At 46.8% G+C, this 23,845-nt stretch carries 23 protein-coding genes; 11 read left to right on the top strand and 12 right to left on the bottom strand.

What is annotated here, in order from left to right:
• Positions 1-1,272: 1,272 nt before the first annotated feature.
• From T538_RS0114355 to T538_RS0114330, 6 genes are all read left to right on the top strand, one after another.
• Positions 1,273-1,644 carry a hypothetical protein gene (locus tag T538_RS0114355; protein ID WP_031534831.1) on the top strand — a complete coding sequence of 124 codons (372 nt, stop codon included), beginning with the start codon at positions 1,273-1,275 and terminating at the stop codon, positions 1,642-1,644.
• Between the two features lie 129 nt (positions 1,645-1,773).
• Positions 1,774-2,013, top strand: coding sequence for a hypothetical protein (locus T538_RS0114350; RefSeq protein WP_031534829.1), 240 nt, complete (start codon positions 1,774-1,776; stop codon positions 2,011-2,013).
• 20 nt (positions 2,014-2,033) lie between these two features.
• The gene (locus T538_RS0114345) at positions 2,034-2,465 is read left to right on the top strand and encodes a DUF5675 family protein (protein WP_031534827.1); all 432 of its coding nucleotides are present in this window, start codon (positions 2,034-2,036) and stop codon (positions 2,463-2,465) included.
• Between the two features lie 89 nt (positions 2,466-2,554).
• A complete protein-coding gene (locus T538_RS0114340; RefSeq protein ID WP_031534825.1) occupies positions 2,555-2,821 on the top strand; it encodes a hypothetical protein in 267 nt (88 codons plus the stop codon).
• A gap of 76 nt (positions 2,822-2,897) precedes the next feature.
• Entirely contained in the window at positions 2,898-3,110 is a 213-nt protein-coding gene (locus T538_RS0114335) for a hypothetical protein (protein ID WP_031541468.1), read from the top strand.
• 2 nt (positions 3,111-3,112) lie between these two features.
• Complete coding sequence (locus T538_RS0114330; protein ID WP_155993254.1) at positions 3,113-3,718, top strand: hypothetical protein; 606 nt, start codon at positions 3,113-3,115, stop codon at positions 3,716-3,718.
• A 113-nt stretch (positions 3,719-3,831) separates the two neighbouring features.
• Here T538_RS0114330 and T538_RS0114325 read toward each other — a convergent pair whose 3' ends face one another.
• The 5 genes from T538_RS0114325 to T538_RS0114305 all read right to left on the bottom strand — a co-directional run bounded on the left by T538_RS0114325 (position 3,832) and on the right by T538_RS0114305 (position 9,000).
• Positions 3,832-5,505 (bottom strand): AMP-binding protein, encoded by a 1,674-nt coding sequence (locus tag T538_RS0114325; RefSeq protein WP_031534821.1) that lies wholly within the window; start codon positions 5,503-5,505, stop codon positions 3,832-3,834.
• A 318-nt stretch (positions 5,506-5,823) separates the two neighbouring features.
• Positions 5,824-6,144, bottom strand: coding sequence for a hypothetical protein (locus tag T538_RS0114320; RefSeq protein WP_031541467.1), 321 nt, complete (start codon positions 6,142-6,144; stop codon positions 5,824-5,826).
• A gap of 204 nt (positions 6,145-6,348) precedes the next feature.
• Positions 6,349-7,203 carry an N-acetylmuramoyl-L-alanine amidase-like domain-containing protein gene (locus tag T538_RS0114315; RefSeq protein ID WP_031534817.1) on the bottom strand — a complete coding sequence of 285 codons (855 nt, stop codon included), beginning with the start codon at positions 7,201-7,203 and terminating at the stop codon, positions 6,349-6,351.
• Between the two features lie 6 nt (positions 7,204-7,209).
• Complete coding sequence (locus T538_RS0114310) at positions 7,210-7,812, bottom strand: riboflavin synthase (RefSeq protein WP_031534816.1); 603 nt, start codon at positions 7,810-7,812, stop codon at positions 7,210-7,212.
• Between the two features lie 18 nt (positions 7,813-7,830).
• Entirely contained in the window at positions 7,831-9,000 is a 1,170-nt protein-coding gene (locus T538_RS0114305; RefSeq protein ID WP_031534814.1) for an iron-containing alcohol dehydrogenase, read from the bottom strand.
• A 106-nt stretch (positions 9,001-9,106) separates the two neighbouring features.
• Between T538_RS0114305 and T538_RS17345 the strand changes: the two genes are divergently transcribed.
• On the top strand, positions 9,107-12,199 hold the full coding sequence (locus T538_RS17345; protein ID WP_034539293.1) for a glycoside hydrolase family 2 protein: 3,093 nt from the start codon (positions 9,107-9,109) through the stop codon (positions 12,197-12,199).
• A 147-nt stretch (positions 12,200-12,346) separates the two neighbouring features.
• On the opposite strand, the gene T538_RS17880 is transcribed toward T538_RS17345, so the two are convergent.
• Positions 12,347-13,231 carry a helix-turn-helix domain-containing protein gene (locus tag T538_RS17880; protein ID WP_031534810.1) on the bottom strand — a complete coding sequence of 295 codons (885 nt, stop codon included), beginning with the start codon at positions 13,229-13,231 and terminating at the stop codon, positions 12,347-12,349.
• A 245-nt stretch (positions 13,232-13,476) separates the two neighbouring features.
• Between T538_RS17880 and T538_RS0114290 the strand changes: the two genes are divergently transcribed.
• From T538_RS0114290 to T538_RS0114280, 3 genes are all read left to right on the top strand, one after another.
• Positions 13,477-13,875, top strand: a complete 399-nt coding sequence (locus T538_RS0114290; RefSeq protein ID WP_031534807.1) for a pyridoxamine 5'-phosphate oxidase family protein — start codon at positions 13,477-13,479, stop codon at positions 13,873-13,875.
• Positions 13,876-13,887: 12 nt separating this feature from the next.
• Complete coding sequence (locus tag T538_RS0114285; protein ID WP_031534805.1) at positions 13,888-14,058, top strand: transcriptional regulator; 171 nt, start codon at positions 13,888-13,890, stop codon at positions 14,056-14,058.
• A gap of 170 nt (positions 14,059-14,228) precedes the next feature.
• On the top strand, positions 14,229-14,783 hold the full coding sequence (locus tag T538_RS0114280; RefSeq protein ID WP_031534803.1) for a glutathione peroxidase: 555 nt from the start codon (positions 14,229-14,231) through the stop codon (positions 14,781-14,783).
• Between the two features lie 419 nt (positions 14,784-15,202).
• Here T538_RS0114280 and T538_RS0114275 read toward each other — a convergent pair whose 3' ends face one another.
• The 4 genes from T538_RS0114275 to T538_RS0114255 all read right to left on the bottom strand — a co-directional run bounded on the left by T538_RS0114275 (position 15,203) and on the right by T538_RS0114255 (position 20,083).
• Entirely contained in the window at positions 15,203-15,982 is a 780-nt protein-coding gene (locus tag T538_RS0114275; protein ID WP_155993252.1) for a hypothetical protein, read from the bottom strand.
• A 174-nt stretch (positions 15,983-16,156) separates the two neighbouring features.
• Positions 16,157-16,663 (bottom strand): hypothetical protein, encoded by a 507-nt coding sequence (locus T538_RS0114265; RefSeq protein WP_031534799.1) that lies wholly within the window; start codon positions 16,661-16,663, stop codon positions 16,157-16,159.
• A 2-nt stretch (positions 16,664-16,665) separates the two neighbouring features.
• Entirely contained in the window at positions 16,666-17,604 is a 939-nt protein-coding gene (locus tag T538_RS0114260; protein ID WP_031534797.1) for a hypothetical protein, read from the bottom strand.
• A 325-nt stretch (positions 17,605-17,929) separates the two neighbouring features.
• Positions 17,930-20,083 carry a S46 family peptidase gene (locus T538_RS0114255; protein ID WP_031534794.1) on the bottom strand — a complete coding sequence of 718 codons (2,154 nt, stop codon included), beginning with the start codon at positions 20,081-20,083 and terminating at the stop codon, positions 17,930-17,932.
• Positions 20,084-20,226: 143 nt separating this feature from the next.
• On the opposite strand from T538_RS0114255, the gene T538_RS0114250 reads away from it, so the two are divergent.
• Complete coding sequence (locus tag T538_RS0114250; RefSeq protein ID WP_197025800.1) at positions 20,227-20,925, top strand: DUF4369 domain-containing protein; 699 nt, start codon at positions 20,227-20,229, stop codon at positions 20,923-20,925.
• Between the two features lie 116 nt (positions 20,926-21,041).
• On the opposite strand, the gene T538_RS0114245 is transcribed toward T538_RS0114250, so the two are convergent.
• Positions 21,042-22,520 carry a TolB family protein gene (locus T538_RS0114245; protein WP_051656144.1) on the bottom strand — a complete coding sequence of 493 codons (1,479 nt, stop codon included), beginning with the start codon at positions 22,518-22,520 and terminating at the stop codon, positions 21,042-21,044.
• On the bottom strand, positions 22,481-23,842 hold the full coding sequence (locus T538_RS18690; protein WP_031534787.1) for a DUF6057 family protein: 1,362 nt from the start codon (positions 23,840-23,842) through the stop codon (positions 22,481-22,483). Before T538_RS18690 ends, T538_RS0114245 begins: the two co-directional genes overlap by 40 nt.
• Between the last annotated feature and the right edge of the window lie 3 nt (positions 23,843-23,845).

Raw genomic sequence — 23,845 nt, 5'->3', positions numbered from 1 at the left:
ATATTTTCTGCTTAAATATTTGAGCAGTAATAATTTCTTTGTATATTTGCAACCAAAGTCGGGGGCGCCCCCCATGTATATGAGGCTTAGAATCGACGTCCGCGCAGCCCTTCCCCATTCTCCTCGTGAGGGTGGGGATTTATTATAAGCCATAGGCATATAATTCGCAATTATGATGAACCAAGCCCTTCGCTTTTGTCCTTCAATCTGTCTCCCCCCCTCACAATCTTCAAGTAAATGCCTTGTGCATGGACAAAAAAAATTTGAGGCTCTCACAACCAATGTGAAAGCCTCAACATCTAATAAAAACTTGCTATTATGAAAAAGAGCCTCACAACCAATGCGAAGCCATTTTCAACATTTGGAAGTTGTAAGTGGAGCGACAAAGGCTACCACTGACATCTTTTGCAAATATAGCATATTAACCAATAACCTCAAAATTCTTCTGCCATTTTTTCATAGCCATACTACAATTACCGCACCAAGCCCCGTCAATAAAGCCGCCATAGTTCTTACGTGAGTTCGGAATAAGAAACTCCATCCTTCTATATTTGGAAAATGATTATTCGGAATGACGCTGAAAGCGTCACCTCTCAGTAACCGCAGCATCCGTAGGATCTGCGGACAGTAATGAAACAAATATCATCGACCCTGAAAGCGGTCGCCCATTGCAGCAGATGGGGCACTCTTTCAGAGTGCTTGTCGTAGGTTGGTGGCTTTTTCCGCAGGTCGTTCCGACCTACGGTTACTAAGCGGAGACGCTTTCAGCGTCTGTAACATACAGATAATCAATTCTGTGATGTCTTACAAAAGCAACAAAACTATGCGTTGTACAAGTAAGAAATGTATAATTTATCCCGAATTCGCGTAGTTCTTGCATCTTAGCGCATCTCCGCACCTCAGCCACCCCCTTCTGCCCCCAAAAACAAAAAAAAGTCCTAAAATCGTACGCAACTCCTACAAACGTACGCTAACGCATAACCGCCAATTTCAGATGTCGTATCTTTGCATCGTGATTACAAAAACAAGCGCGCAACCCAAACGAATCCCGAAGGAATCTTACAGGACACGCACAACCCCAAGCCCGACGCATGGCAGATGCTGGCACAGACACATGACGCGGCAAACGGTTTCGCCTCCCCACCAGAATTCCCACCGCACGATTCGCAGTAACACACAACCGCAAACACAAGTATTAACCCATTATCACCGCTACCCCCTCCGCGGAATACAAAACACCTGCCACACGGCAGATGGGGAGAGGAAACAACTATGGCAAAAATAATCCCAATCGATGTCATCAAGGGCATCAGCGGCAAGTACGGCAAAGACTCCGACACCTACTTCGCCACCAACAGTTCGAGCAACAAGATACGCATAGCAAAGCTGGCGCACCCATACAAGGGACCAGCCACCGACAAGCAGCTCGCACAGCAGGAGAAGTTCACGGCACGTCAGGCAGCCGCCACCGCATGGCTCAACGCCAACAAGCCCGGCACCACCAACGGCGAGAAGGGCACCAGCGCATACCAGTATGCACAGCGGCTCAAGCGTCAGTTCAGCCTGTCAAACATCAATCAGGTGCTCTACAGATACATGGACGACAAGAACGTCATCACTCTGCCCGAGGACAAGGGCATCTGACAATCCCCACACGGACGGGGTGCTGCACCCTCAGGCGCACTCCGTCCGTCTTCTCGCTCCGCAGGCTTAACGGCAAGAAGCCCAGCAACTATCGCCCCAACAAGTACCCATCCACAATGAAAACGCCCCATGAAAATCTTCCATCTCAACTTCATCGCCAGCCTCATACTCATCGTTGCAGGATTCTTCGTCCCACCCGTCGGCATCATCGACGGATCCGTGCTCACCGCCGTAGGACTGCTGCTTATGTTCGCCATAGCCGAGAAGATTCCCGAGGCAATAAAGGCAGGCAAGAACATCAAACTGCGCAAGGGCGACTTCTCCGCCGAGGTAGACACCCCTCCGCAACAGCCCGACAACATCAGCTAACCCCTTAAAACAAAACGAACATGAAAATACTCCTTACAAGAACGGCACGCAAGCCACGCTACACCATCGGACGCCTGAGCATAAACGGCACATACATGTGCGATACCATCGAAGACCGCGACCGCGGACTCGCCCAGGACATGCCGCTCGACACTCTGCGACGCCTCAAGGTGTACGGACAGACGGCAATACCCACAGGCACATACAAAGTAATCTGGACATTCAGTCCGCGCTTCGGCAAGTACCTGCCGCAGCTACACAACGTGCCCATGTTCAGCTGCATACGCATGCACGCCGGCAACACGGCGGCCGACACCCTCGGATGCATCATCCTTGGCGAGAACAAGGCGGTGGGAATGGTGCTCAACAGCCGCGCAGCCTGCGCAAGGGTAATGCCCCTCATACAACAGGCCATAAGCCGCGACGAACCCGTTACCATACAGATAAGATGAACCGCCCGCTCCTCCTCATCGTCCCCCTGCTGCCGTTCCTCGCCTCGTGCCGCACCATAAGGCACACCACCGCCAAGGCGCAAACCATCATGGTACACGACACCATACAGCAGCACGTCATCGTCCGCCGTACCGACTCCGTACTTATCATAAAGACCGACAGCGGCACACGCCAGCGCGAAAAGTCGCACACCATCGTCTATGCCGCCGACAAAGAGCGAAGACACGAGGCACAGCGCGACACCATTACCATTGTGCAGACAGCCGCGCCAACAGCAAGCCCAACACGCCAGTCCACCCTCCTGCCCACCGTCATGGCAGGCATAATACTGGTACTCGTCTTCAGGCGCACATAACTCCCCCCAAGCGGCGGCACATCACCCCAAAAGGAGCATGTACCGTCGCTTTTCATTTTCCAAGCACTATGCGGCAATGTACAAGATGGACGGCAGCATGTTTGCACGCCGTGGCTATCTCTTGTCTTTTTCATCCCAGCAAACATCCAAAGTTATCATAAATATAACGCACGATATTCACAAAAACATTATATTTGCAGTCGAAAAAGCGCAAAGTTCAGCAATCGTGCAAAACAAGCGATTCTCAGGTGTAGAATTACAGAGTGATAATAAAAAACAATCATCATAAATATGAAACGAATAACATTATTCCTTTTGGCTTTAACGTCTGCTATACTCGCCTTCTCGCAAAATATCGAAAGCCATTCTAAACAAAGACCTCTCTACATGGACTTGATTGGACTGGAGCGATGCGATGGTGAGAGAGACTCTATATGTATCGAAATCTTCCGCCGCAAGCATAGCAAGACTGTCAACTACAACACAAGTGTCCTTGCCTTGATTCTTGACAGAAAAGGGAAGTGGCGCGGCGAGATAGTCAGATACTCATACAAGATTGCCGATTCTGTACACATACAGAACGTAAACAAGCAAAAGGTTGAATTCTCGATATCGTGGAACAAGACATGGGAAAAAATATGCAGAAAGAAATATCACAAGATGCCGGATATTAATTCTTTCATTAGAAAAAACAAACAAATAAATGTGCTTTTTGGTGACGGAAGTTTTTACGTTGGTTATTACTACGACAGATTCGGTCATCATGAGATAGATTGTACCGAACCGCAATTCTATCTGGATTTCTGTAACGAACGTGGTATTCCATGCAAACCAATCAGAAGATTTCTCAAATACATGAAACTCATGGATTCCGAGTTCTCTTTTGATATTCCATAAGTCATACATTCTGGAATAAATACAACAGAAAAGCCACAAGCAACCGCCATCAATAAAAAAGTCCGCAAAGCCTCATCAACATGAAGCCTTGCAGACATGTATCTCTCTTATTATCATCTTGCACTCTCCTCGCGTATGGCAACACGTCGAATCTTGCCGTTTACCGTCTTTGGCAACTCGGCAACAAACTCAACCACTCTCGGATACTTGTACGGAGCAGTCCTGCTCTTTACAAAAGTCTGAATCTCCTTCGCAAGGTCGTCGCCAGCCTTGTCGCGATATTTGGCAGAAAGCACTATTGTCGCCTTTATCAACTGACCGCGAATGTCGTCGGGAACGCCAGTTATGGCACATTCCGCCACGGCAGGATGCTGCATCAATACCGACTCCACCTCGAACGGCCCAACGCGGTAGCCCGATGTCTTTATCACATCGTCGGCGCGACTCTCATACCAGTAATAGCCCTGCTCGTCGCGATAAGCCATGTCCCCAGTATCATAATATCTGCCCGCAAACTTCTGCGCCGTCAACTCAGGCTCGCCATAATATTCCTTAAACAGACCTATCGGCTTCTCGCCGTTGCGAAGATATATTACCAGATGCCCCTTTACGTTAGGTGCGCACGAATTGCCCTCATCATCAACAACATCTACATCCACCATCGGGTTTGGCAGTCCCATTGTACCCGGACGGGCAACAACCCACGGATAAGAGCCCACCACAAGCGGCGTTTCCGTCTGCCCGAAACACTCCATCAGCCTTATGCCCGTAAGCCTCTTCCAGTCGTCAAAAATCTTTGGATAGAGAGCCTCGCCAGCCGTTGTGCAGTATTCGAGCGACGATAGGTCGTACTTCTCAAGTCCCTCCTTCAGCATCATGCGGTAAACCGTAGGCGGAGCAAAGAACGAAGTAATCTTATATTTCTGAATGATGCTTAGCAGATTTGCGGCATTAAACTTACCTTCCTGCGCATATACAAAGATGCACGCGCCAGCAAAAATCAGACTGTAGAACTGCCCCCATGCCGCCATCATCCAGCCAGTATCGCACAGAGTAAGATGGAGCGATTCCTCATGCAGGTTGAGCCAGTATTTTCCCGTCAGCACATGGCACAACGGATATTTGAAGTCGTGAACCACCCCCTTCGGATGTCCCGTCGTTCCGCTTGTAAAGTAAAGCAGCATGCTGTCGCTATTTCTGATGCCCTCAACCTTGCGGAAAGGAGCGGCAGCACCAAGTCCTGCCCAGAAGTCGAGCCACCCCATACGATGAATATCATTATCAAAGGCGCAAATCCTTACTATGTCCTTGCCCTTCTCCCTAAGGTCGCAGCAAGCCACATCAACGCTCTCCATAATAATGTCGTCCTGACAGGTTATTATAGCCTTTATATTGGCTGTCTGGCAACGGTACACTATGTCCTTGCTCTTCAGCAGGAACGATGCCGGAATGGCTATCGCGCCTATCTTGTGTAGCGCAATCATGCAATACCACCACTCAATATGACGCTTCATTATAAGCATCACGCAGTCGCCCTTGCCTATCCCAAGGCTTTGCAGAAAACTTGCCGCCTTGTCCGAATAATCCTTAAACTGACCGTAGGTAACAGATTTTTCATTGCCATTGTCGTCGGCCCAGAGAATGGCTTTCTTTTCGGGCTGAATCCTTGCCCACTCATCAACAACGTCATATCCAAAATTGAAGTTCTCGGGAACATTCAACTGGAAATGCTTCATAAAATCGTTATAGGAATGAAAATCCGTTTTATTTAAGTAATGTTCTATCATTTTCTGTTTTGCATACAAGGCAGATGAAAGCGGACTTCAACAAGTCCTTCGGCTGCCCTTTTAAAACTCTAATTTTATGTTGAAAGACACGTTTTCTCGTCTTTCGGAACACAAAATTATAAAAGTATTTTAACTATTGCCAAACAAAAAACTATAAAAATACGCAAAGTTTTCGGTCTTTGCACACTCGCAAAACAAGTGAGCAACAAAACGCTCCGAAAATGCACATGTACAACGGATATGTGCAACTCCATACCATTGCACACGCCCCCAAAAAACAAAAAAAATGACATCCGTTTTTAGCAGATGTCATTCTTTTTAAAACTTATACTTTTCTTTACTTTTCTCAACACCATCAACATACTCGTAGAGAGTAATGATTTGCTTTTCCCAAACAATCTCCCACATAAATTCGGAACCTTCTTCCTTTGCCCAAAGTTTCAGAACTCCTTCCTGAGAGTCGTCGGCTTTGTAGATTGCTGAGTTCATCATCTTGTTTTTCCCCTTGAACTCGATGTGCGAAAACTGGTCGTTATCCTTGAATTTGTAGATTTCCAGCGAAGAGTCGTGTTGCTTAAACGTAAAGACTCCCATCTGTACTTCCTTTCTTGCATTGTCGCCAGCGCGCATATCTATCATTGCGGAAAACAAAAACAGTAGACATAAAATAAACGCATTTCTCATGTTCACCCAATTTTTAATTTTACCATTTATTTTACCAAGCTTTTTTACTGCTGCAAAAGTAATAAAATTTGAGCAACTAAAAAACCAAAAATTACTAATAAGTGATTAAAAAATACGTTTTTTTGATTTATATTATCCGTTAACGCACACCAAGTTATACTATTTCACCCTTATTGCACGTATTCCAATCTGCAAAGAATGCTTTGAAGAGTACTTTGCAAGGGTCTCGCTGTCAAGCACCACCTTCTTGTATACCGACGATGCGTTAAACAGATGAAGCCGTCCGTTCTGCCATACGGCAATGCCCAGATGTGTTGTGTCGAGTCCCTTCTTTCGGGTAACTATGCCCAGAATGTCGCCTGTGTGAATCTGCGACAAGCGTTTGTAGCCGTAGCCGAACTTAGCCTTCGGAACGTACTTCAGTTTTTTGCCGTTGCACTCGTCCTCGTAGCGTTTAATCTTCTTTGTCAGTTCCGGATTGTCCTTCAACTGGCGGTACTTCTCGGGATAGGTGGTCATGTAGTTGATGGCTACCGTCTGCGTAACGCACTCCTTCGGATTCTTGGCAAGAACGTCCTCAACCAAGCCCATCTTCTCGTTGTCTGCCGTCCACATGCAGAAGTAGTGAAGGCGCGACTCATACCCGTTTATCTCTCCGCCGCGATAGCGAAGTTGCTTAAGAGCCTTGCAGAAGCCTGCAAAGGTGCGCTCGTTGCGCTGGTCGGCAATCTTCAGGGCTGCCACGGTCTCGACAAAGGTTGTGCAGTCAAGCTCGCGAAGGTTTACCACGAGTTGTTCCTCGCCTATCGGCTTCTCGAGCGTTGCGCCTACATACGGAACGCCGAGGAACTTCTTGGCAAAAAACATCATTCGGTTCTCGTTCTTTCCCAGTTTGGCAGCCTCTTGCAGATAAGTAACAACCTTTATGCTGTCGCTCTTTTCATAGACAACCTTCTGCGCTTTTGCGGCACAGAAGGTCATCATTATCATTATCGAAACAAAAACTTTTCTCATTTTCTGTTATGAAAGTTGATTCATTCGGGCAATATACTTGCCGATGATGTCGAATTCGATGTTTACAACGCTGCCAGCCTCGATGGTGTGGAAGTTGGTGTTGTCGTATGTGTAAGGAATTATACACACCTGAAAAGTGTCCTCGGTTGGACGGCATACCGTAAGGCTCACGCCGTTTACCGTTACCGAGCCCTTATCTACTGTAAAGTAGCCGCGCTTTGCCATGTCCTTGTCGAACTTGTACTTGAACGTGAACTGATAACTGCCCTCCTGATTCTCCTTGGCTATGCAGGTTGCGGTCTGGTCAACATGTCCCTGAACAATATGACCGTCAAGACGGCCGTTCATCATCATGCTTCGCTCTATGTTAACCTTGTCGCCCACCTTCAGCAGTCCGAGGTTTGAGCGTTCAAGCGTTTCCTTCATGGCGGTAACGGTATAAGTGCCGTTCTCTATGCGCACAACCGTAAGGCACACGCCGTTGTGAGCCACGCTCTGGTCAATCTTCAGTTCGTCAACAAACGAGCACTTCAACGTAAAGTGTACATTTTCCTGCTCCTTCTCTATGCCCACCACTTGGGCAAATTCTTCTACTATTCCAGAAAACATTTTTTTACCTCCTATTTATTAAATACAATATTCATATATCTCGCGAGATATTGCCGGATTAACCTTCACATAGAATCCGAACTCCTCGCCCTTGTTCCTGTGCAGGTTCTTTACAAGAAGGTCGATATCAGGGTTCTCAACACCCAGTTCCTTGAATGTGAGCGGCATTCCTATGCTCTTCCAGAACTTCTTCAGACGTTCAACGCCCTGCAAAGCCACGGCCGTCTTGTCATCGCCCTCAGGAACGCCGAAGATTCGTGTTGCCATCTGGTACACGTAAGCCGGATGATGCTTTGCCATGTAAGTGGCCCATGCAGGGAACACTACGGCAAGTCCTGCGCCATGGGTAACATCGTACAACGCGCTTATTTCGTGCTCCATCTGGTGCGAAGTCCATTCTTCCTCGCGTCCCACGCCGCATGTGCCGTTGTGCGCAACCGTTCCTGCCCACATTATGTTGGCGCGTGCATCGTAGTCGTTAGGATTTGCCATTACCTTCGGAGCCTCTTCGATGATGCTTAGCAGAATACCCTCGCAAAGGCGGTCGCTTATAGAAACGTTCTTTGTGTTTGTAAAGTAGCGTTCAAAGATGTGAACCATCATGTCAACCACGCCGCTTGCCGTCTGCCATGCCGGAAGGGTCATTGTTAGTTCAGGATTCATAATGGCGAAGACTGGGCGCAGCAACTTTGGAGCGCGGATGCCAAACTTCTTCAAGTCCTTGTTTGTTATTACGGCATTGCCCGAGCCTTCGCTTCCTGCTGCCGGAATGGTAAGAACGACGCCCACCTTCAGAGCTGCCTTAATCTCTGCCTTACCTTCGTAGAAATCCCAGAAATCGCCGTCGTAGCACACGCCCACGGCAATACTCTTGGCTGTATCGATAACGCTTCCGCCTCCAACAGGCAGCATGAAGTCAACATTCTCCTTTCTTGCAAGTTCAATGCCCTCATACACTTTTGTATCGACAGGATTAGGCTTTACACCGCCCAACTCTACAAATTCGATGCCGGCTTCCTTCAGCGATTTTTCAACTCTTGCCAGCAGGCCGCTCCTCACAACCGAGCCTCCGCCGTAAACTATCATAACTTTCTTGGCACCAGCCTCGGCTGTAAGTTTGCCAACTTTGCTCTCTGTATCGCGTCCAAAAACGAACTCTGTTGGACTATAGAACTCAAAATTATTCATTTACACTTAATATATTGATTAGACTTTCGTACAAAAATATGAAAAAAAACGCAACTAAATGAATTTTTTTGTTTATCTTTGTTAAATAACTTTAAAAATAAAAATCATGAAAAGACGCTTTATATATGCTTCAGTTTTACTGTTGATTACAAATACAGTTCTGTTTGCACAAGGCAGAATAGACCTCTCGGGTAAATGGAAGTGTTCTCTGGGCACAATTACGCTGCCCGGAACGGTTGACCAAAGCAGACTGGCGCAAAACAACACAGACAATACTACGACAGGCAATCTTACGCGAAGAAATCCATACGTAGGCATAATGGAATACTCTACAACAGTAAGTATTCCGCAGTCGTTCGAGGGCAAGAAGATTATGCTCTACCTCGAAAGAACACGCCCTACCACACTTTACATCGACGGCGACAGCATAGGCTGCCAGCAATATCTCGAAACGCCGCACATATACGACCTTACGGGAAAAATCTCGTTCGGAATACACACCATTAAGATAAAGGTTGACAACCGCAACGAGGCTGTTCCGAAAGAGGTGCACGGCTCGCACATGTGGAGCGAATCCACTCAGACAAACTGGAACGGAATACTTGGCGACATGTATATCGAAGCCAAGCCCGACATATACGTAGACCAGATGCAGGTATATCCTGCCGCAGGACTTAACGGCGTTATCTTTGAATGTACCATCTGCGCCGACAAGGACTACAAAAAGGCAACCATCGGCTTTGACGGACAGACCGAACTGGGACTGAAACAGAAGTGCGTAACAACATCGTCGAAAAACTACAACTGGAGCAAACTCGACGACAATACCATCAACGACCTTATGATAACGCCCGACGGCTCGTGCAAGGTCTCGTCTGACAACGACAGCGAGGTGGAGATTGAATACACCAAAATAAAGCCGAACGGACAGACCGACAACGCAAAGTCCGGCACAAAACTGCTGAAAACCGTCAGACTCGAGACTGCACTCAAAAAGGGCATGAACAAAATCCGCTTCACGATAAAGAGCAACAGCCTCAAACTGTGGTCGGAGTTCCACCCTTACATACATTGTTGGAACATAAAGGTATCTACGAAAGACAAGAATGTGGTCGAGATTTCGCACCCTTTCTCGTTCGGACTGCGCCAGTTCGAGATTTCGGGCAACACGTTCATGATTAACAAGATACCTGTGTTCCTGCGCGGAAAGCACGACGGATGCGTGTGGCCTATAACGGCATACGCGCCTATGAATACCGACGACTGGGGTTACTATCTGGCTACGCTCAAGATGTACGGATTCAACCACCTGCGATGCCACTCGTGGACAGTTCCCGAAGCGGCTTTCGAGGCTGCCGACCGCCTTGGCATCTACATTCAGGTAGAACTGCCTTACTGGGGCGAGTTCAAGGCCGACAACGAGTTCTGCAACAACTTCATGATGCAGGAAGGACTGGCTATCCTGAAGACATACGGCAATCATCCTTCGTTCTTCTCGCTATCGCTCGGAAACGAACTTCACGGCGACCTGCGCACGATGCAGGACTTCTGCCGCACGTTCCGCGAAACCGACTCGCGCCACCTTTACGTTCTGGGAGCAAACAACAACCTTGGATGGAAAGGTCAGATGGCTGGCGACGACTATTTTATAACCTGTCGCAACGGAGGCGGAACAAACTACAGCAGCAACACGCGCTCGTCATTCTCGTTTGCCGACGAGAACGATGGCGGCCTGCTTAACACCATGCGTCCAAACACGCTATACAACTACGCCAACGCCATCCGCAACATAACCATTCCGGTGGTGAGCCACGAGACGGGCCAGTTCCAAAGTTTCCCTAATTTCTCCGAGACAGAAAAATACAACGGCGTGCTCGCTCCGGTAAACTTCGAGATTTTCAGAAAGAGGATGGCAGAGCACGGACTAACCAACAAGGACGATGAATTCTCATTCAGTTCATCATTCTGGGCATTCAACTGCTACAAGGCCGACATCGAGATGTGCATGAGAACGCCTAACTTCGGCGGATTCCAGATGCTCGACCTTCAGGACTATCCGGGTCAGGGCACGGCTCTCGTCGGTCTGCTCGATGCTTTCATGGAGCGCAAGAACAACCGCATCACGCCAGCCATGTTCAGAGAGTTCAACTCGCCGCTCACAATCATGGGCGAGCATCCTTCGTTCTGCTACATGGCAGACGACAGGGTGTATGCCAACATCGTCATTGCCAACTTTACCGAAAACGATGTAAGCGACAGGGTCAGATGGAAAATCATGAAGGAAGACATGACCGAACTTAGCTCGGGTTCTTTCAGCCTTACCGCTCCGCGAGGAATGGTAACAAAGTCTGTAAGCCCAGAACTAATCGACATCGTTCCTACAAACAAGGGCTGCAACATCGACAAGGAAAGCAGCGGCGCATCTGTCATATTTCCCGAAAACATACCAACGGGCATGTATTTTCTTGAACTGCGGTTCGGCAATGCCACAAACCACTATATGTTCTACGTCTACAACAAGCAGAGCATAAACAACGAGTTTGTAAACAAGATTGAGAAAGCCACGGCTGGCTTCGACTGGGATGCACAGACTCACATTGCCTACACGCAGGAGGATGCCATAGCCGCCGCCAACAAGGGCAAGGACGTGCTCTACATCCCGTCGCACAAGGATATTGAGCCGTTCAGCCTTAAAGGCTTGTTTACGCCTGATTACTGGAACTACTCTATGTTCAAGGGCATCTGCGAGGGACTGAAGAAGGAGGTTTCGCCGGGCACGCTGTCTATAAACACGCGCCGCCAGCACCCAATATTCAACCACTTCCCTACCGACAACTACACAAACTGGCAATGGTGGAGCATCTTACACAACAGCCGTCCGATGATTCTCGACAATACCGACGAGAACTTCCGCCCCGTAATCGAGATGATTGACAACGTGGAGCGATGCCACAAACTTGGCATAATGATGGAGGCGAAACTCGGCAAGGGAAATATTCTGATTTGCACCACCAACTTGCAGAAGATTACTTCTTATCCCGAGGGAAAGGCTTACATCTCGTCTATTCTGCATTACCTCACTTCCGACGACTTTGTGCCGAAATACCAACTTTCGTTACAGCAGTTTAACGATTTGTTCCATAAAAAGGCTGCCGAGGTTAATCTGAAGGGTGTAAAGAATATCTCGAACTACAAATAAATCTGGCTTCTGCCAAGAAACGAAGAAACAGAAAATCCGTCTGTCAGATTTTCTGTTTCTTTGTTTTTTACTTCTACCTTCTTATACTACGGAATCAGCCTAACCGGCACACAAATCCCGAACGAATCCCGAAGCAGTCGTACTTGTTCAATCTCCCATTTTTCTGTACTCCCTCGGATTCATCCCCTTCATTCTGCGGAAGAAACGGGCAAAAGTCGTAACCTCGGCAAAGCCAAGGCGATTGGCTATCTGGGTTATGCTCAAAGAAGTCAGCCTCAACAGATAGGCGGCTTCGGCAATAAGCATACGGTTCACATAATCTACCACCGTGCGTCCGCTCACACTATGCACGACGCGCGACAGATAGCGCGGACTTATACACAACTCGGCGGCATAAAAGCCAACATCGCGATGCTCCATAAAATGTTTCGGCAATAGATGCTGAAAGCCGAGAAACACATCTTCTACACGCCTTGAAAAACGATGCTGACGGATGGTGCGCTCCTGAACTGCCGTCAGGTCGGTAAGGAAAAGCGCATAGAGCATTCTGAGGCTGTCGCTCTGTACTGCCGCATGGGTCGGCGAACAGTACTGGATAGCCAGACGCATAAGTTCTTGCAGACGGCGGCTGTCGTCGGGCGAAAGTTGCATTCGCGGCTCGCTTAGTTGCACCAGCGAGAAATATGACGAGTGGATAGCCTTTCTTACCTGCGGAATCTCTAATGTATAGTTTTCGTCGGCAATAAGGCAGATGCCACGATAATCGTCGGATGCCGAAAGAATAGTTACCGGCAGTCCGGGCGAATAGGTGTACAGTTGGTCCTTTTGCAAAGTAAGCCTCTTTCCGTTATATTGTAGCGTTAGCCACCCTTCCGTAACGATGGTAAACGAGTAGGCGGCAAGAAACCCCTGCGTCTGGTTGGTGCGGAATGTAAGTTCCTTATCGGTCTCAACACACAACACGTTCCCATCGGTTTTGCATCCAATCTCCTCTCCGCCCGTAAGCGTACAGAACTCATTTATAGTGTACATATTATATATATTAAGGTGCTTTGTGGCACAATCTGGCGGCTAATATACAACAAAAATCTTAAATTGTTCCGTTTCGGTCGTATTTTGTTCCGTCTGGGTTTGCTCATCTACCGGATAAAAACCGTATCTTAGCACCATACAAAATAAAACTAAACTTTTTAATAATTTATATTATGGATAAGAAGAAATCAATCGAAACATTGCTTGTAACACAACTTTAATTAACTCAATAAAAAAACAGAAATATGGAATCAGTTAAAAAAGTCTACGATTTCTTGGAAGATGCCAAGACATTCTATCTTGCCACTATGGATGGCGACCAGCCGCGTGTACGCCCATACGGAGCGATGTTGTTTTTCGAAGGAAAAATCTACATCATGGCATTCGGAAAGACCAACGCCACACGCCAAATTGCAACAAACAACAAGGCTGAAATCTGCGCATTCAAAGGCAGGACGCTACGCATAGAGTGCAACCTTGTAGAAGACAACCGTCCCGAAGTAGGCAAGGCTCTTGTCGACAAGATGCCTGTGTTGAAACCAGCATTGGGCGAGAACGGCGAAAACGGCGTGATGTACTACCTCGCCAATGCTACAGCCAACTTCTTCAAGATGATGGAGTTGGACGAGACAATCAAATTCTAATTTGCATACACAATGAAAGAACAAGTATTACAGGCCATGCGCAACGCAGGCAAGCCTGTTTCGGCTGGCGATGTAACCAAGGCTCTTGGAGCCGACCGCAAGGAAGTGGACAAGGCTTTCGCCGAACTGAAGAAAGAAGGCGCAATCGTCTCGCCCGTGCGATGCAAGTGGCAGCCAGCATAAACAAACAGCAAGGAGAGTCTCGGCTCTCTTTGCTTTATGCAAAGCAGCAGAAGTCGACACAAAACGCCCAAAAGGAATCTTCAAACAGGAAAATAAAACAGATGAAACGTTTTTTAACCGTCATGATGGCAGCAATATGTCTGCTGTCGTGCAAAAGTAACACAAGCGATATGAATACAATTTATGATTTCAAAGCACTCTCAAACAAGGGCAAGGAAGTAAACTTCGCCGACTATAAGGGCAAAGTTCTGCTAATAGTCAACACAGCCTCAAAATGCGGCTTCACACCTCAGTACGACGGTCTGGAGGCTCTTTACCAGAAGTACAAAGACCAAGGGCTCGTAGTCATCGGCTTTCCTTGCGACCAGTTCGGACATCAAGAGCCGGGCAGCGACGAACAGATTGAGGAGTTCTGCCGCATAAACCACGGCGTAACATTTCCGCTAATGTCGAAAATAGAAGTCAACGGCGAGAATGAGCACCCGATATATAAATGGCTAAAGAGTCAGGCAGGCTTTGCCGGATTCGCCCCGGAGCACAAGCTCACAAAGGTTCTTGACGAGATGTTTACAAAAGCGGACAAGGACTACGCTTCGAAGCCAGACATAAAATGGAATTTCACTAAGTTTCTGATAAGCCGCGAGGGAAAGGTTGTATGCCGCTTTGAGCCAACAACCGAGCCGCAAGGAATGGAAGAAAGCATAGAAAAGGAGCTTGGCAAATAAAACAGAATAAGAATTCGGCTTAGTGTGGGATTAGTTTTTCCATACTAAGCCGAATTTACTGTTCAAACTATGGGCACATGCTTTCTTACAGTTCTGCCGAATTTGCAATTTGGCAGAGAGAAAAACTAGGAATTTGCCACTCGAACTCCGTTCGCTTGCTACCGAAGGGACGCAAGAATTCCCACAGCTAAAAAAATCCATAACGCAAAACATGCCGCTTTCACCGTTCAGCCGAATTTGCAATTTGGCTGAAAATAAAATCGGGAATTTGTAATTCCCACCGCTAAAAAATGTAATATACAAGTACCGCTTTTATGCGTAATTTCTTGTCGCTGAGCGACAATGCGAGTTGCAAACTCGCGTTTATTGATGCTGCCGAATTGCAAATTCGGCAGAACGAAAGGAAACATTGAAAATACTTAAATCCATTTTAGCAAATCTTGATTCTTGATGTCCAAATCTTCTGATTTTGCACATGGAACGAAGTAGTAGTATTTTGAAATTCCATTTTCTATCATTAAATCGCGGACTAATGCAGAAACAAAAATCTTTCTATTTGCAGAAAAACCGCCACCAAAATATTCTTTACTCTTATAAATGTATGGCAGAGGATGTTTATGCAGTGGATAATAACCCCGGACTTTCGGATCATACTTTGTGACACCACACGTTGGACATATTTCAGGTTCGTATGAAGTCAAATCCAAAGACTCTTCAATTACAGGAATTACCAATTGTACATAAGAATCTATTATGGAATCGTCTTTATACTTTCTCAATGGACGACACTCTATGCCCAACGGCTCAAATATTTTTTTGTAGAGGTCTGTTCTTATGAAGAGTTCATCAAAAACCCATTCTAATCCCCATATAGGATATTTTGGCACTTTTTTTACTCTGAAATCTTCTTGTTGTACAGTTCCTATACCACATACATGGCACATGTCTTTTGTTTCGTATGTTTTATATAGATACCCTAAGTCATTATCTGGCATTGGATATCCAAATGTATTCCAACGGTCAATTATACAATATTCTGCAGAAATTCTCTCACTTTTTGTAAAGTCTACACCCAAGAAATCAAGATTTACCTCCCATTTTTCGAGCAAAGGCTTTAATTTCTTGTATAGATTGAAATCGTAGACATTAAAACTGTCGATTCCAACTTCCGCCTTTATATTTAACTGCTGTAAAATCATAACTTGGTTTTCATCCCAATTATGTGTGATTTGTCTGCGAATTTTCATTATTATAAACCTAATGCTTTTAATATTGCTGTATAATCTTTATATTTCTTTTGCAGCATTCCCCGTTCAGCCGAATTTGCCATCTTCACTTGTTCGAGCAGCAAATTCGGCAAAACTGAGTATGGGTTAGATAACGTACACGCCGTTTTCATCTGGCTCTATTAGCCACTTGCCGTCTTTGTATATCGGCTTTATTGGGTCTACATCGAAGATGAAATCATCGAGCTTTTCGCGACAGCGATAGATTTCGTCGAGGTCGGAAAGAGGGACATCCATGCTCGGAGTTTCATGTCCCCATCGATAACCATCAATGCCCATTGTCAAAGCCAAATCTTCGGGAATGGCAACACAAAACTTTTTTTCATTCTTGCCGTATGAGTGCACAAAACACTTATAGCCTTTATACTTACAGCCAACATACGAATAAAAGCCTCTTGTATGGGCGATGTCTTTTATTGGTAAGAAATAGGTTTTGCTTTCGTTAAAGCAATCTTCTTTTTTGAATCCCAACGATTCTGCCAGTTCTGCATTTGGGGTATAATATCCCCACCCAAAATCGGAATAATTCCAGATATTAAATAATATGCCATTTAGAAAGGCACATTTTTTTGTTCCTTGAATATCTATTTTCATTTTTATTTCTCTATTATTTTTTTGAATTCTTTCTTCTTTGTTACTTTATTTTCTTCCAGCACCGCCACAAGCGTTTCGTTGCCGTTTTGGTCTATTCTATAAATCTCGGCAGCAGTCATTTCAAAAAAGCCTCCTTTTTCTGGAACAAATTCAGGACCGCCAAGAATATACTTGCCCTCTGGATTTATGCCTCCACCAGTATAGCCATGACCTTTAAAAGGCTCAGGATTATTCTGCAAATCATCGGCAGTATTCGGAATACGCAATTTTCTTATAGCACCATTATCCAAAGTGTATCTCATGACATAAATCTCATCGACAATAACCTTTGTCAGCTCTTCATTAAAATATGGAGAGCCACTATAATTCAATGCCAATCCGTAGCAATAGTCCTCAACTGTTCTTAGGTGCATTAAGTCGCACGCTCTCGACATAAAACCGCCTACTCTGGCATCCCAACCACCTGTTTTTGTGTAATTCTCGAAAGCATTTTTGGGTATAACCTTCTGCATCACGGTTCTTTCTGTAATATCAGAAACAGGAATGTGATTTCTAATCCTTGTAATCAAATCGAACTCCTCTTTATTCATTTCTGTAAGCTTTAAATTAGTCAAGTCTTCAGCACGACGTTTTGGAACAAGATCTACAAACCTTTCCATGCTTATATGCTCTTCGGCAAGCCAGCGCAAAAGGTTTTCCATAAAGGCATTGCTTACATTTTGGGCAGCAATTGCGGCTCTGCCAAACAGAGGCTTAATCTTGCCGATGCTTATTTCGCGATTATCTGTCGTTACGCTTGCAGCCTCCCAGCCTTTATACTTTTCTGCAGAGCCGTTGCCGTAGTCCGAAAGGTAGAGGCTGTAAGGCGACGGCACAAGACTGTTGTCTCGCGCCACCATGCGCACAGGTATAACGAATGCCAGCACGAGAGCGAGTACCATATACAGGCTGCTAAAATGTCTTATTGAATTTCTCTGTCGAAAGTTTATCGTTGTAATTAGACCAAGTTTTTTAGCTGTGTTTAACATATTGATTTTTACTAAAGATATCATTTGCAAAAATATGGAATATTTATTTGCCATAGACATTTTTCAGCAAGGAATCTTCCAAAATTTTTTTGCATGACGAACAGCCGCCCCATTTATGAATTGTCAGAAGAATTCTCAATTCAATTAAACAATTAACAATTTTTCAACTTTCTCAAAATCAAAAGAAGTCCGAGAAACGAATCCCGGACTTCAATAAGTGTTGTATAAATAAGTGATATCACTCAGCAATAGTCATTTCCTGAACAATCTGCGGACAGCCGCCAAACTTGTCTATCATAAACAGAACGTAGCGGATATCTACGCAGATGCAACGCTGCAACTCGTTGTCGAAGTGAATGTCGCCGCTAAGGCTCTCCCAGTTGCCGTCGAAGGCAAGACCGATAAGTTGACCGTCGGCATTTATTACAGGCGAACCAGAGTTACCGCCAGTAATATCGTTTGTTGTAAGGAAGCAAGTTACAAGTTTGCCGTCCTTGTTTGCATATCTGCCGTAATCCTTCTTCTGGAACAAGTCCTTCAGACGCTGAGGCACCTCAAACTCATCGTTGTTAGGGTCTTCCTTCTGCATAACACCTTCGAGAGTTGTGTAATAGCGGTAAGTGAGTGCATCCTTAGGACTGTAGCCCTTCACGTTTCCGTAAGTCATACGAAGAGTAAAGTTGGCATCAGAATAAACAGGATTCTTCTCGTTCATCTTGCACAAGCCGCGAACGTAGATTTTGTGCAGAAGGTTAGCCTTGTCGCTGTAGCTCGAATAATCGGCATACTTATCTTGCAAGAAACTGCGCATTGACGCGCTGAACTTAAGCATAAGGTCGTTGTTTGCAACCTTGGCACTTGGCTTTGCAAGGAACTTGTTAAGGTTGGCCTCGCTTGCAAGGATCGACTTGCTGTACATATCATCAACAAAGGCGTTGTAGTTGCCCTTGAAGTTCTTCTCGATAACTTCCTTGTAGAATGTAGGAAGTTGCTTTGCCTCCTTTGCATAGAGCGGCAGAAGAGCCTTTAGGACATCAGCATCGACCTTGTGGTCGTAGTCCTTGTTGTGAATCATGTCGTACAGACCGCGTATTTTCTTCTCGAGAGCCTTGCCCTCGTCTGTTCCCTTCTTGTCGGCGTATGCAGAGAAGAGCGAAACATCATCCACCTTAAACTCGATGGCACGGCGGAACTCGACAAAAAGCATCAGTTCGCGATAGAATGGACCGTAATCCTTCATCAGAGCATCGATGAGGCTTACAACAGTCTCGTACTCGCTGTTTCCAGCCTTCTCGGCAAAGGTAGCGAAAGCCTTCTCCTGCTCAAGTTTGCCCTCGATAACCTTATTGTCTACGATAGCCTTGTTCATGCCGATGGCATTCTTCCAGTAGTTTGCGCTGTGAGCGTACTTGCTGGCATACTTCAGGGCGATGCTTGGGTCGGCCTGCATAGCCTCCTTTAGCACACGCTGGCGCTCGGTACGGATAATGATTCGCGGAGTGTTCTCGCTATCCATTCTCACCTTAATCTCGCTTGCTGTAAGATAACGCTCGGTACTGCCCGGGAAGCCCATAACCATGGCATAGTCGCCCTCGTTAAGTTCCTTTAGGGAGATGGCAAGATGCTTTGGGCACTTTAGCGGAACGTTGTCTGTGCTGAAGTCGGCAGGCTCGCCGTTCTTGTCGGCATAGATGCGGAACATAGAGAAGTCGCAGGTATGGCGAGGCCACATCCAGTTATCAGTCTCACCGCCGAACTTGCCAACGCATTGTGGAGGCGTTCCGACAAGGCGCACGTCTTTATATATCTTCTTTATGAACAGATAGTAACTGTTTCCGGCAAAGAACGGAAGACACTCGGCTCTGTAGCCAGCCTTGCCCGAATACTTGCTTGCTGCCAGTTTCTTCTGTGCGAAGGCTCTGAGCTGCGAAGCCGTCATGATGCCAGAGGCTGACTTCTTGTCCTTCATCTCCTTCAGTTCGTTCTCTACCTCTTCAGTAACATCGGTAATATCTACGATGAAAGTGAAGGCGAGGTTCTTTGTTGCCAGTTCCTCGCTTCTTGACTTAGCCCAGTATCCGTTCTTCAGATAGTTGTGCTCGTCGGTGCTGACACCCTGTATGGCGTCGAATCCACAATGATGGTTAGTAAGTACCAGTCCGTCGGCAGAAACGACCTCGCCGGTACATCCTCCTCCGAAGATGCCCACACAATCCTTCAGCGAAGGCTTGGTAGTGCTATACACGTCATCAGCCTCAATGCGCAGTCCGCATTTCTTCATCTGGTCAATTACATGCTGCTCCTTCATCAGCTGGAGCATCCACATACCTTCGTCGGCCTTGGCACAGAGTGTCATCGCCAACGCAAAAATTGATAAAATAACCTTTCTCATTACATCTTGTTATAAATATTTGGCGCAAAAATATAAAAAAAACTTAAATTTTCTGTTATTCTTGCAATAAGTATGAATTTATTTACAATTTATCCAAAATGGATATTATTTTTGCAGTAGAAACAAATACTAATAATTTATATATGCACAAATTTTTAATGATTTTAGCGGCAGTACTGATGCTCGCCTCTTGTGCAAAAAAGTACAAGATTGAGGGTTCGTCTGCCATATCTGAACTTGACGGAAAGAAAATCTCCGTTAAGGTTATCAAGGATGATTCGCTTGCTACCGTGGCAACCGGTACAATGGCGCACGGCAAGTTTACCGTGAAGGGACAGATTGATTCCGCCACTATGGCAAACCTGTTTATCGGCGAGGACATAGTAATACCTATAGTTCTGGAAGAGGGTGAAATCAGCGTTGACCTGAAGGCTGAAGACCTTGTTTGGGGAGGAACGGAACTGAACGAGACGCTTTATAAGTTCTTCAAGAGCCGCGACTCGCTTCAGAATCAGCTTAGAGACATACAGAAGATGGAGTACGAGATGACAGTTAACGGCGTTGACGAGCAGACTATAAACCAGCGTCTGATGGCAGAGATGCAGAAGGTTTCGGCAAAAGAAGACGTGCTTACAACATCGTTCATCAAGAGCCACTACAACGATGCACTTGGCGTGGGCGTATTCGTGATGCTTCTGAGCAACATGCAGTACCCTGTTATGACTCCGCAGATTGAGGATATTCTGACAACTGCCCCTGATGCGTTTAAGCAGCACAAACTGGTAAAGAAATATCAGGAAGATGCAAAGCTGTTCAGCGAGCAGCAAAACCTTGCAAAATAACGATTTCTTAATTTAACAAATACAAAGGGCGCAACCTCGCATGAGTTTGCGCCCCTTTTTTATGTCTCGCCCCCACCCCCAAGAGGCAATTTTCAACTTTCTCAACTAAAAAATTGTCAATTATCAATTGTCCCCACAACCGCATCAGCAAAAGCCTTTCTTGATATGCGCACCTTCTCGACTGTAAATTCTGGAATGTTGTAACTCCAAATCGATTCGAGTTCGGCAAGCGGATTCTTCTGCGGCAGTTCGAAAGCCTTGCGCGCATTTCCATCGGCATCAATATAAGCCATGTACAGACGGGTAAAGTTGCCGTCGCCGCGGCGGCTCGTAAAGACAATCCACCTTCCGTTAGACGACCAGTTGTGAAAACTCTCTGCCCTATCCGAATTGGCTTCTGCAAGCGCATGAGTCTCGCCCGTTGCCAGATTCGTAAGGAACAAATCAGCCTCGGGATGCCAGATATGGAACACACCGTATGGTGCTTGCCCTGTCAGCAGCCACTTGCCGTCGGGACTGATGCGCGGAAGCGTTGCGCTGAGGCTGTCAGCCGATGCCATCAGAACTGGCTCGGGCTCGCCAAGCGAAAGAGAATCGGGCGAAAAACGGCGGCGGTAGATGTTGTATCTTATTTTGTCGTACTGCTTTACGAACTCAATGCGCGCCGTGTCCTTGACGGCTGCAACGCTATAATAGAGCCATCGCCCGTCGGGACTCCACGTCGGGAACACTTCGAGGTCGAAAGGCGTATCGGTAATCCTTATAACATTGTCTTTCTTTACGTCGTACAGAACAAGGTCGCTCTTGCTGTCCTGCACCTCTATTTTGGCGATGTTGGCGGTGAAGAAATTCTGCATCGTGAGATTAGACGAATATGCTATGACATCGAACTTAGGATTCCATGCCGGATATGCGCCGCCCATCGGATTGCCCTCGCGCTTGAGGTTTATCTTTCTAACCGCGCCATCTTCGGCAATGAGCGTGCCGCCAAAGCCCTCGCGGACGTGCATCTGCATCTTTGCCGTGTGATAATTCTGGAACGAATGGCAGTTTACGCAATGCGACTGCCCCCGAACCTCTCTCCACTTGTTGTTGTAGACTTCGTATTCGGCAAACGACGTGAGGTCGCGCTGAACAATTCGCATCTGGTCGTACATCACATACGACGGCGGAATCTGGCGGTACGCTACAAAACTGTCTATCTGCTCTTTTGCAACATGAACACAGAACGGCTTGTAGCCCTTCCACTCGCCGCCAGAAGATGCAAAGACCTGAACCTTTATGCTGTCGCCGGCGGCTTCGGAAAGCATCTTTCGCCATTCGTCTATGTCTATTTCTATCTGACCATTTCCGCCACACTCCATCGTTTTTCCGCCGTGCGAGAATCGCGCTACGCACTCGTCGGCATCTTTCACGACAAAATTCAGAGGCGCAATGTTCGAAGGAACGGTAACGCCTGTATAGTCGGGCCAGATGCGAGCGTCCTCGCCCGTAACCTGACAGTTTTCGGGAACGCGAGGCAGCGACGTGCAAGCCCCTATTATGAGCGCACAGACTAATAAGTGTGCAGCGCTTCTGAAGTTCTGAAATTCCATTGGACTTTTCTTGTTGCTGGTAAGTATCTTATTATTAACTTCTCTGGATAGCCGTTGTCTGATGTGAGTATGTCGCGCTGAGCCTGCCATCTCTTTACATCACGAAATTCGGGATAAGCCGCAATCGCTTCGGGATGACCAACGAGCGCGTTCATTTCATCGGCAAAAGCCGAATGGAACATCGTTGTGCGCAATCGGGCAATGTATCGGCGGCACAAATCCCACTCGCCGTTAAGCATGGCACAGCGCAACAACATTCGCAACCGTCGTGGCGAGAAACCGAATTCTACGGCATTCTCGAAACTCCATCGGTACGAATAGTTTGACATTCCGAAGGCATAGTAAACCACGTCACCGCCAGTATACGCCATATGTACCGGCGGATTTGTTATCATCTGCGGGCGATAGCCGTCGTTCGGATTCAGCAGAATAGAATCCGAAGGAGCGTGCTGGCATATTATGGCAGCATCGCGAAGCAACTGCATCTGTCTTGTTGTGGTGCGGTCTATCTCCAGTTCGGTATCGATAATCTTCTGCCACTCAGCCTTTTCAACATAAGTTGCCATTCTTAGTTCGGCACGGAAACATGGGTTGTGATAGTTCATCAGAAAGCCCCAATTTAGCGCCGCAACGACTGCCGCAACACTCACACCAAGCGCGATTTTATCGGACTTAGCAACGAAGCGCGAAAAGGCAAGAACCGCCACGACGAGGATGCCGATATAGAGCGGCATAAGCATAGATGACGGACCGCCCTCGAACAGATTGAAGTGCAGCATTCCGTTGAACGGTGTGAGCATCAGAATCCACGCCACCGAAATGACGGCAATCATCGTCCAGCGGAAGAAGACGTTTTCTATCTCGCCCACCTTTCTGACAGAAGCCGAGAAAGCCGCAATCCACAGCAGCAGAACAGTTCCGAAGAACCAATAGCCGCTTAGCTGGAGCGTGTAAATCCAATAGCCTACTTGTGTTATCGAAACCTGAATGCACACGACGGGCACGACAATCAGCGGACGCAGACGCACCGGCACTCTGAAGCCGTAAGCAATGCCGAAATATGACATCAGCCACATGGCGAGCATTATTGCAATGCCGAGGTACGGATAGTAGAAAAACTGCGTAAGAAACGCCGAAAGCCACAGCACCAGACCAAGCGGCTGGGCAACGCACTTGTCAAAGTGCTCGGCTGTTGAGTGCCACACCGTGAAGTCTTGCGCAGCAAACAGCAAATCGGTCTGCCATACGCAAAGCATCAGCGCCTCGAGCACGATGAGCGCAACACAAGCGTAAGAGATTGATTTTTCGATATTTATCTTCATTAT

The organism is Bacteroides sp. Ga6A2, from assembly GCF_000702225.1.
In the GTDB taxonomy this organism is placed as follows: Bacteria; Bacteroidota; Bacteroidia; order Bacteroidales; family Bacteroidaceae; genus Ga6A1.
Note: the sequence above shows the minus strand (reverse complement) of the source record. Positions and strands in the feature narration are given on the sequence as shown.

What these genes read in the sequence shown, in the direction of transcription:
- T538_RS17880 (WP_031534810.1), bottom strand. Translation starts at nt 13,231, where the DNA reads ATGTACACTATAAATGAGTTCTGTACGCTTACGGGCGGAGAGGAGATT.
- T538_RS18690 (WP_031534787.1), bottom strand. Translation starts at nt 23,842, where the DNA reads ATGAAGATAAATATCGAAAAATCAATCTCTTACGCTTGTGTTGCGCTC.
- T538_RS0114265 (WP_031534799.1), bottom strand. Translation starts at nt 16,663, where the DNA reads ATGAAAATAGATATTCAAGGAACAAAAAAATGTGCCTTTCTAAATGGC.
- T538_RS0114255 (WP_031534794.1), bottom strand. Translation starts at nt 20,083, where the DNA reads ATGAGAAAGGTTATTTTATCAATTTTTGCGTTGGCGATGACACTCTGT.
- T538_RS0114245 (WP_051656144.1), bottom strand. Translation starts at nt 22,520, where the DNA reads ATGGAATTTCAGAACTTCAGAAGCGCTGCACACTTATTAGTCTGTGCG.
- T538_RS0114330 (WP_155993254.1), top strand. Translation starts at nt 3,113, where the DNA reads ATGAAACGAATAACATTATTCCTTTTGGCTTTAACGTCTGCTATACTC.
- T538_RS0114250 (WP_197025800.1), top strand. Translation starts at nt 20,227, where the DNA reads ATGCACAAATTTTTAATGATTTTAGCGGCAGTACTGATGCTCGCCTCT.
- T538_RS0114350 (WP_031534829.1), top strand. Translation starts at nt 1,774, where the DNA reads ATGAAAATCTTCCATCTCAACTTCATCGCCAGCCTCATACTCATCGTT.
- T538_RS0114320 (WP_031541467.1), bottom strand. Translation starts at nt 6,144, where the DNA reads ATGATAGATATGCGCGCTGGCGACAATGCAAGAAAGGAAGTACAGATG.
- T538_RS0114315 (WP_031534817.1), bottom strand. Translation starts at nt 7,203, where the DNA reads ATGAGAAAAGTTTTTGTTTCGATAATGATAATGATGACCTTCTGTGCC.
- T538_RS0114290 (WP_031534807.1), top strand. Translation starts at nt 13,477, where the DNA reads ATGGAATCAGTTAAAAAAGTCTACGATTTCTTGGAAGATGCCAAGACA.
- T538_RS0114355 (WP_031534831.1), top strand. Translation starts at nt 1,273, where the DNA reads ATGGCAAAAATAATCCCAATCGATGTCATCAAGGGCATCAGCGGCAAG.
- T538_RS0114345 (WP_031534827.1), top strand. Translation starts at nt 2,034, where the DNA reads ATGAAAATACTCCTTACAAGAACGGCACGCAAGCCACGCTACACCATC.
- T538_RS0114285 (WP_031534805.1), top strand. Translation starts at nt 13,888, where the DNA reads ATGAAAGAACAAGTATTACAGGCCATGCGCAACGCAGGCAAGCCTGTT.
- T538_RS0114310 (WP_031534816.1), bottom strand. Translation starts at nt 7,812, where the DNA reads ATGTTTTCTGGAATAGTAGAAGAATTTGCCCAAGTGGTGGGCATAGAG.
- T538_RS0114325 (WP_031534821.1), bottom strand. Translation starts at nt 5,505, where the DNA reads ATGATAGAACATTACTTAAATAAAACGGATTTTCATTCCTATAACGAT.
- T538_RS0114335 (WP_031541468.1), top strand. Translation starts at nt 2,898, where the DNA reads ATGTACAAGATGGACGGCAGCATGTTTGCACGCCGTGGCTATCTCTTG.
- T538_RS0114260 (WP_031534797.1), bottom strand. Translation starts at nt 17,604, where the DNA reads ATGGTACTCGCTCTCGTGCTGGCATTCGTTATACCTGTGCGCATGGTG.
- T538_RS0114280 (WP_031534803.1), top strand. Translation starts at nt 14,229, where the DNA reads ATGAATACAATTTATGATTTCAAAGCACTCTCAAACAAGGGCAAGGAA.
- T538_RS0114275 (WP_155993252.1), bottom strand. Translation starts at nt 15,982, where the DNA reads ATGATTTTACAGCAGTTAAATATAAAGGCGGAAGTTGGAATCGACAGT.
- T538_RS0114305 (WP_031534814.1), bottom strand. Translation starts at nt 9,000, where the DNA reads ATGAATAATTTTGAGTTCTATAGTCCAACAGAGTTCGTTTTTGGACGC.
- T538_RS0114340 (WP_031534825.1), top strand. Translation starts at nt 2,555, where the DNA reads ATGGTACACGACACCATACAGCAGCACGTCATCGTCCGCCGTACCGAC.
- T538_RS17345 (WP_034539293.1), top strand. Translation starts at nt 9,107, where the DNA reads ATGAAAAGACGCTTTATATATGCTTCAGTTTTACTGTTGATTACAAAT.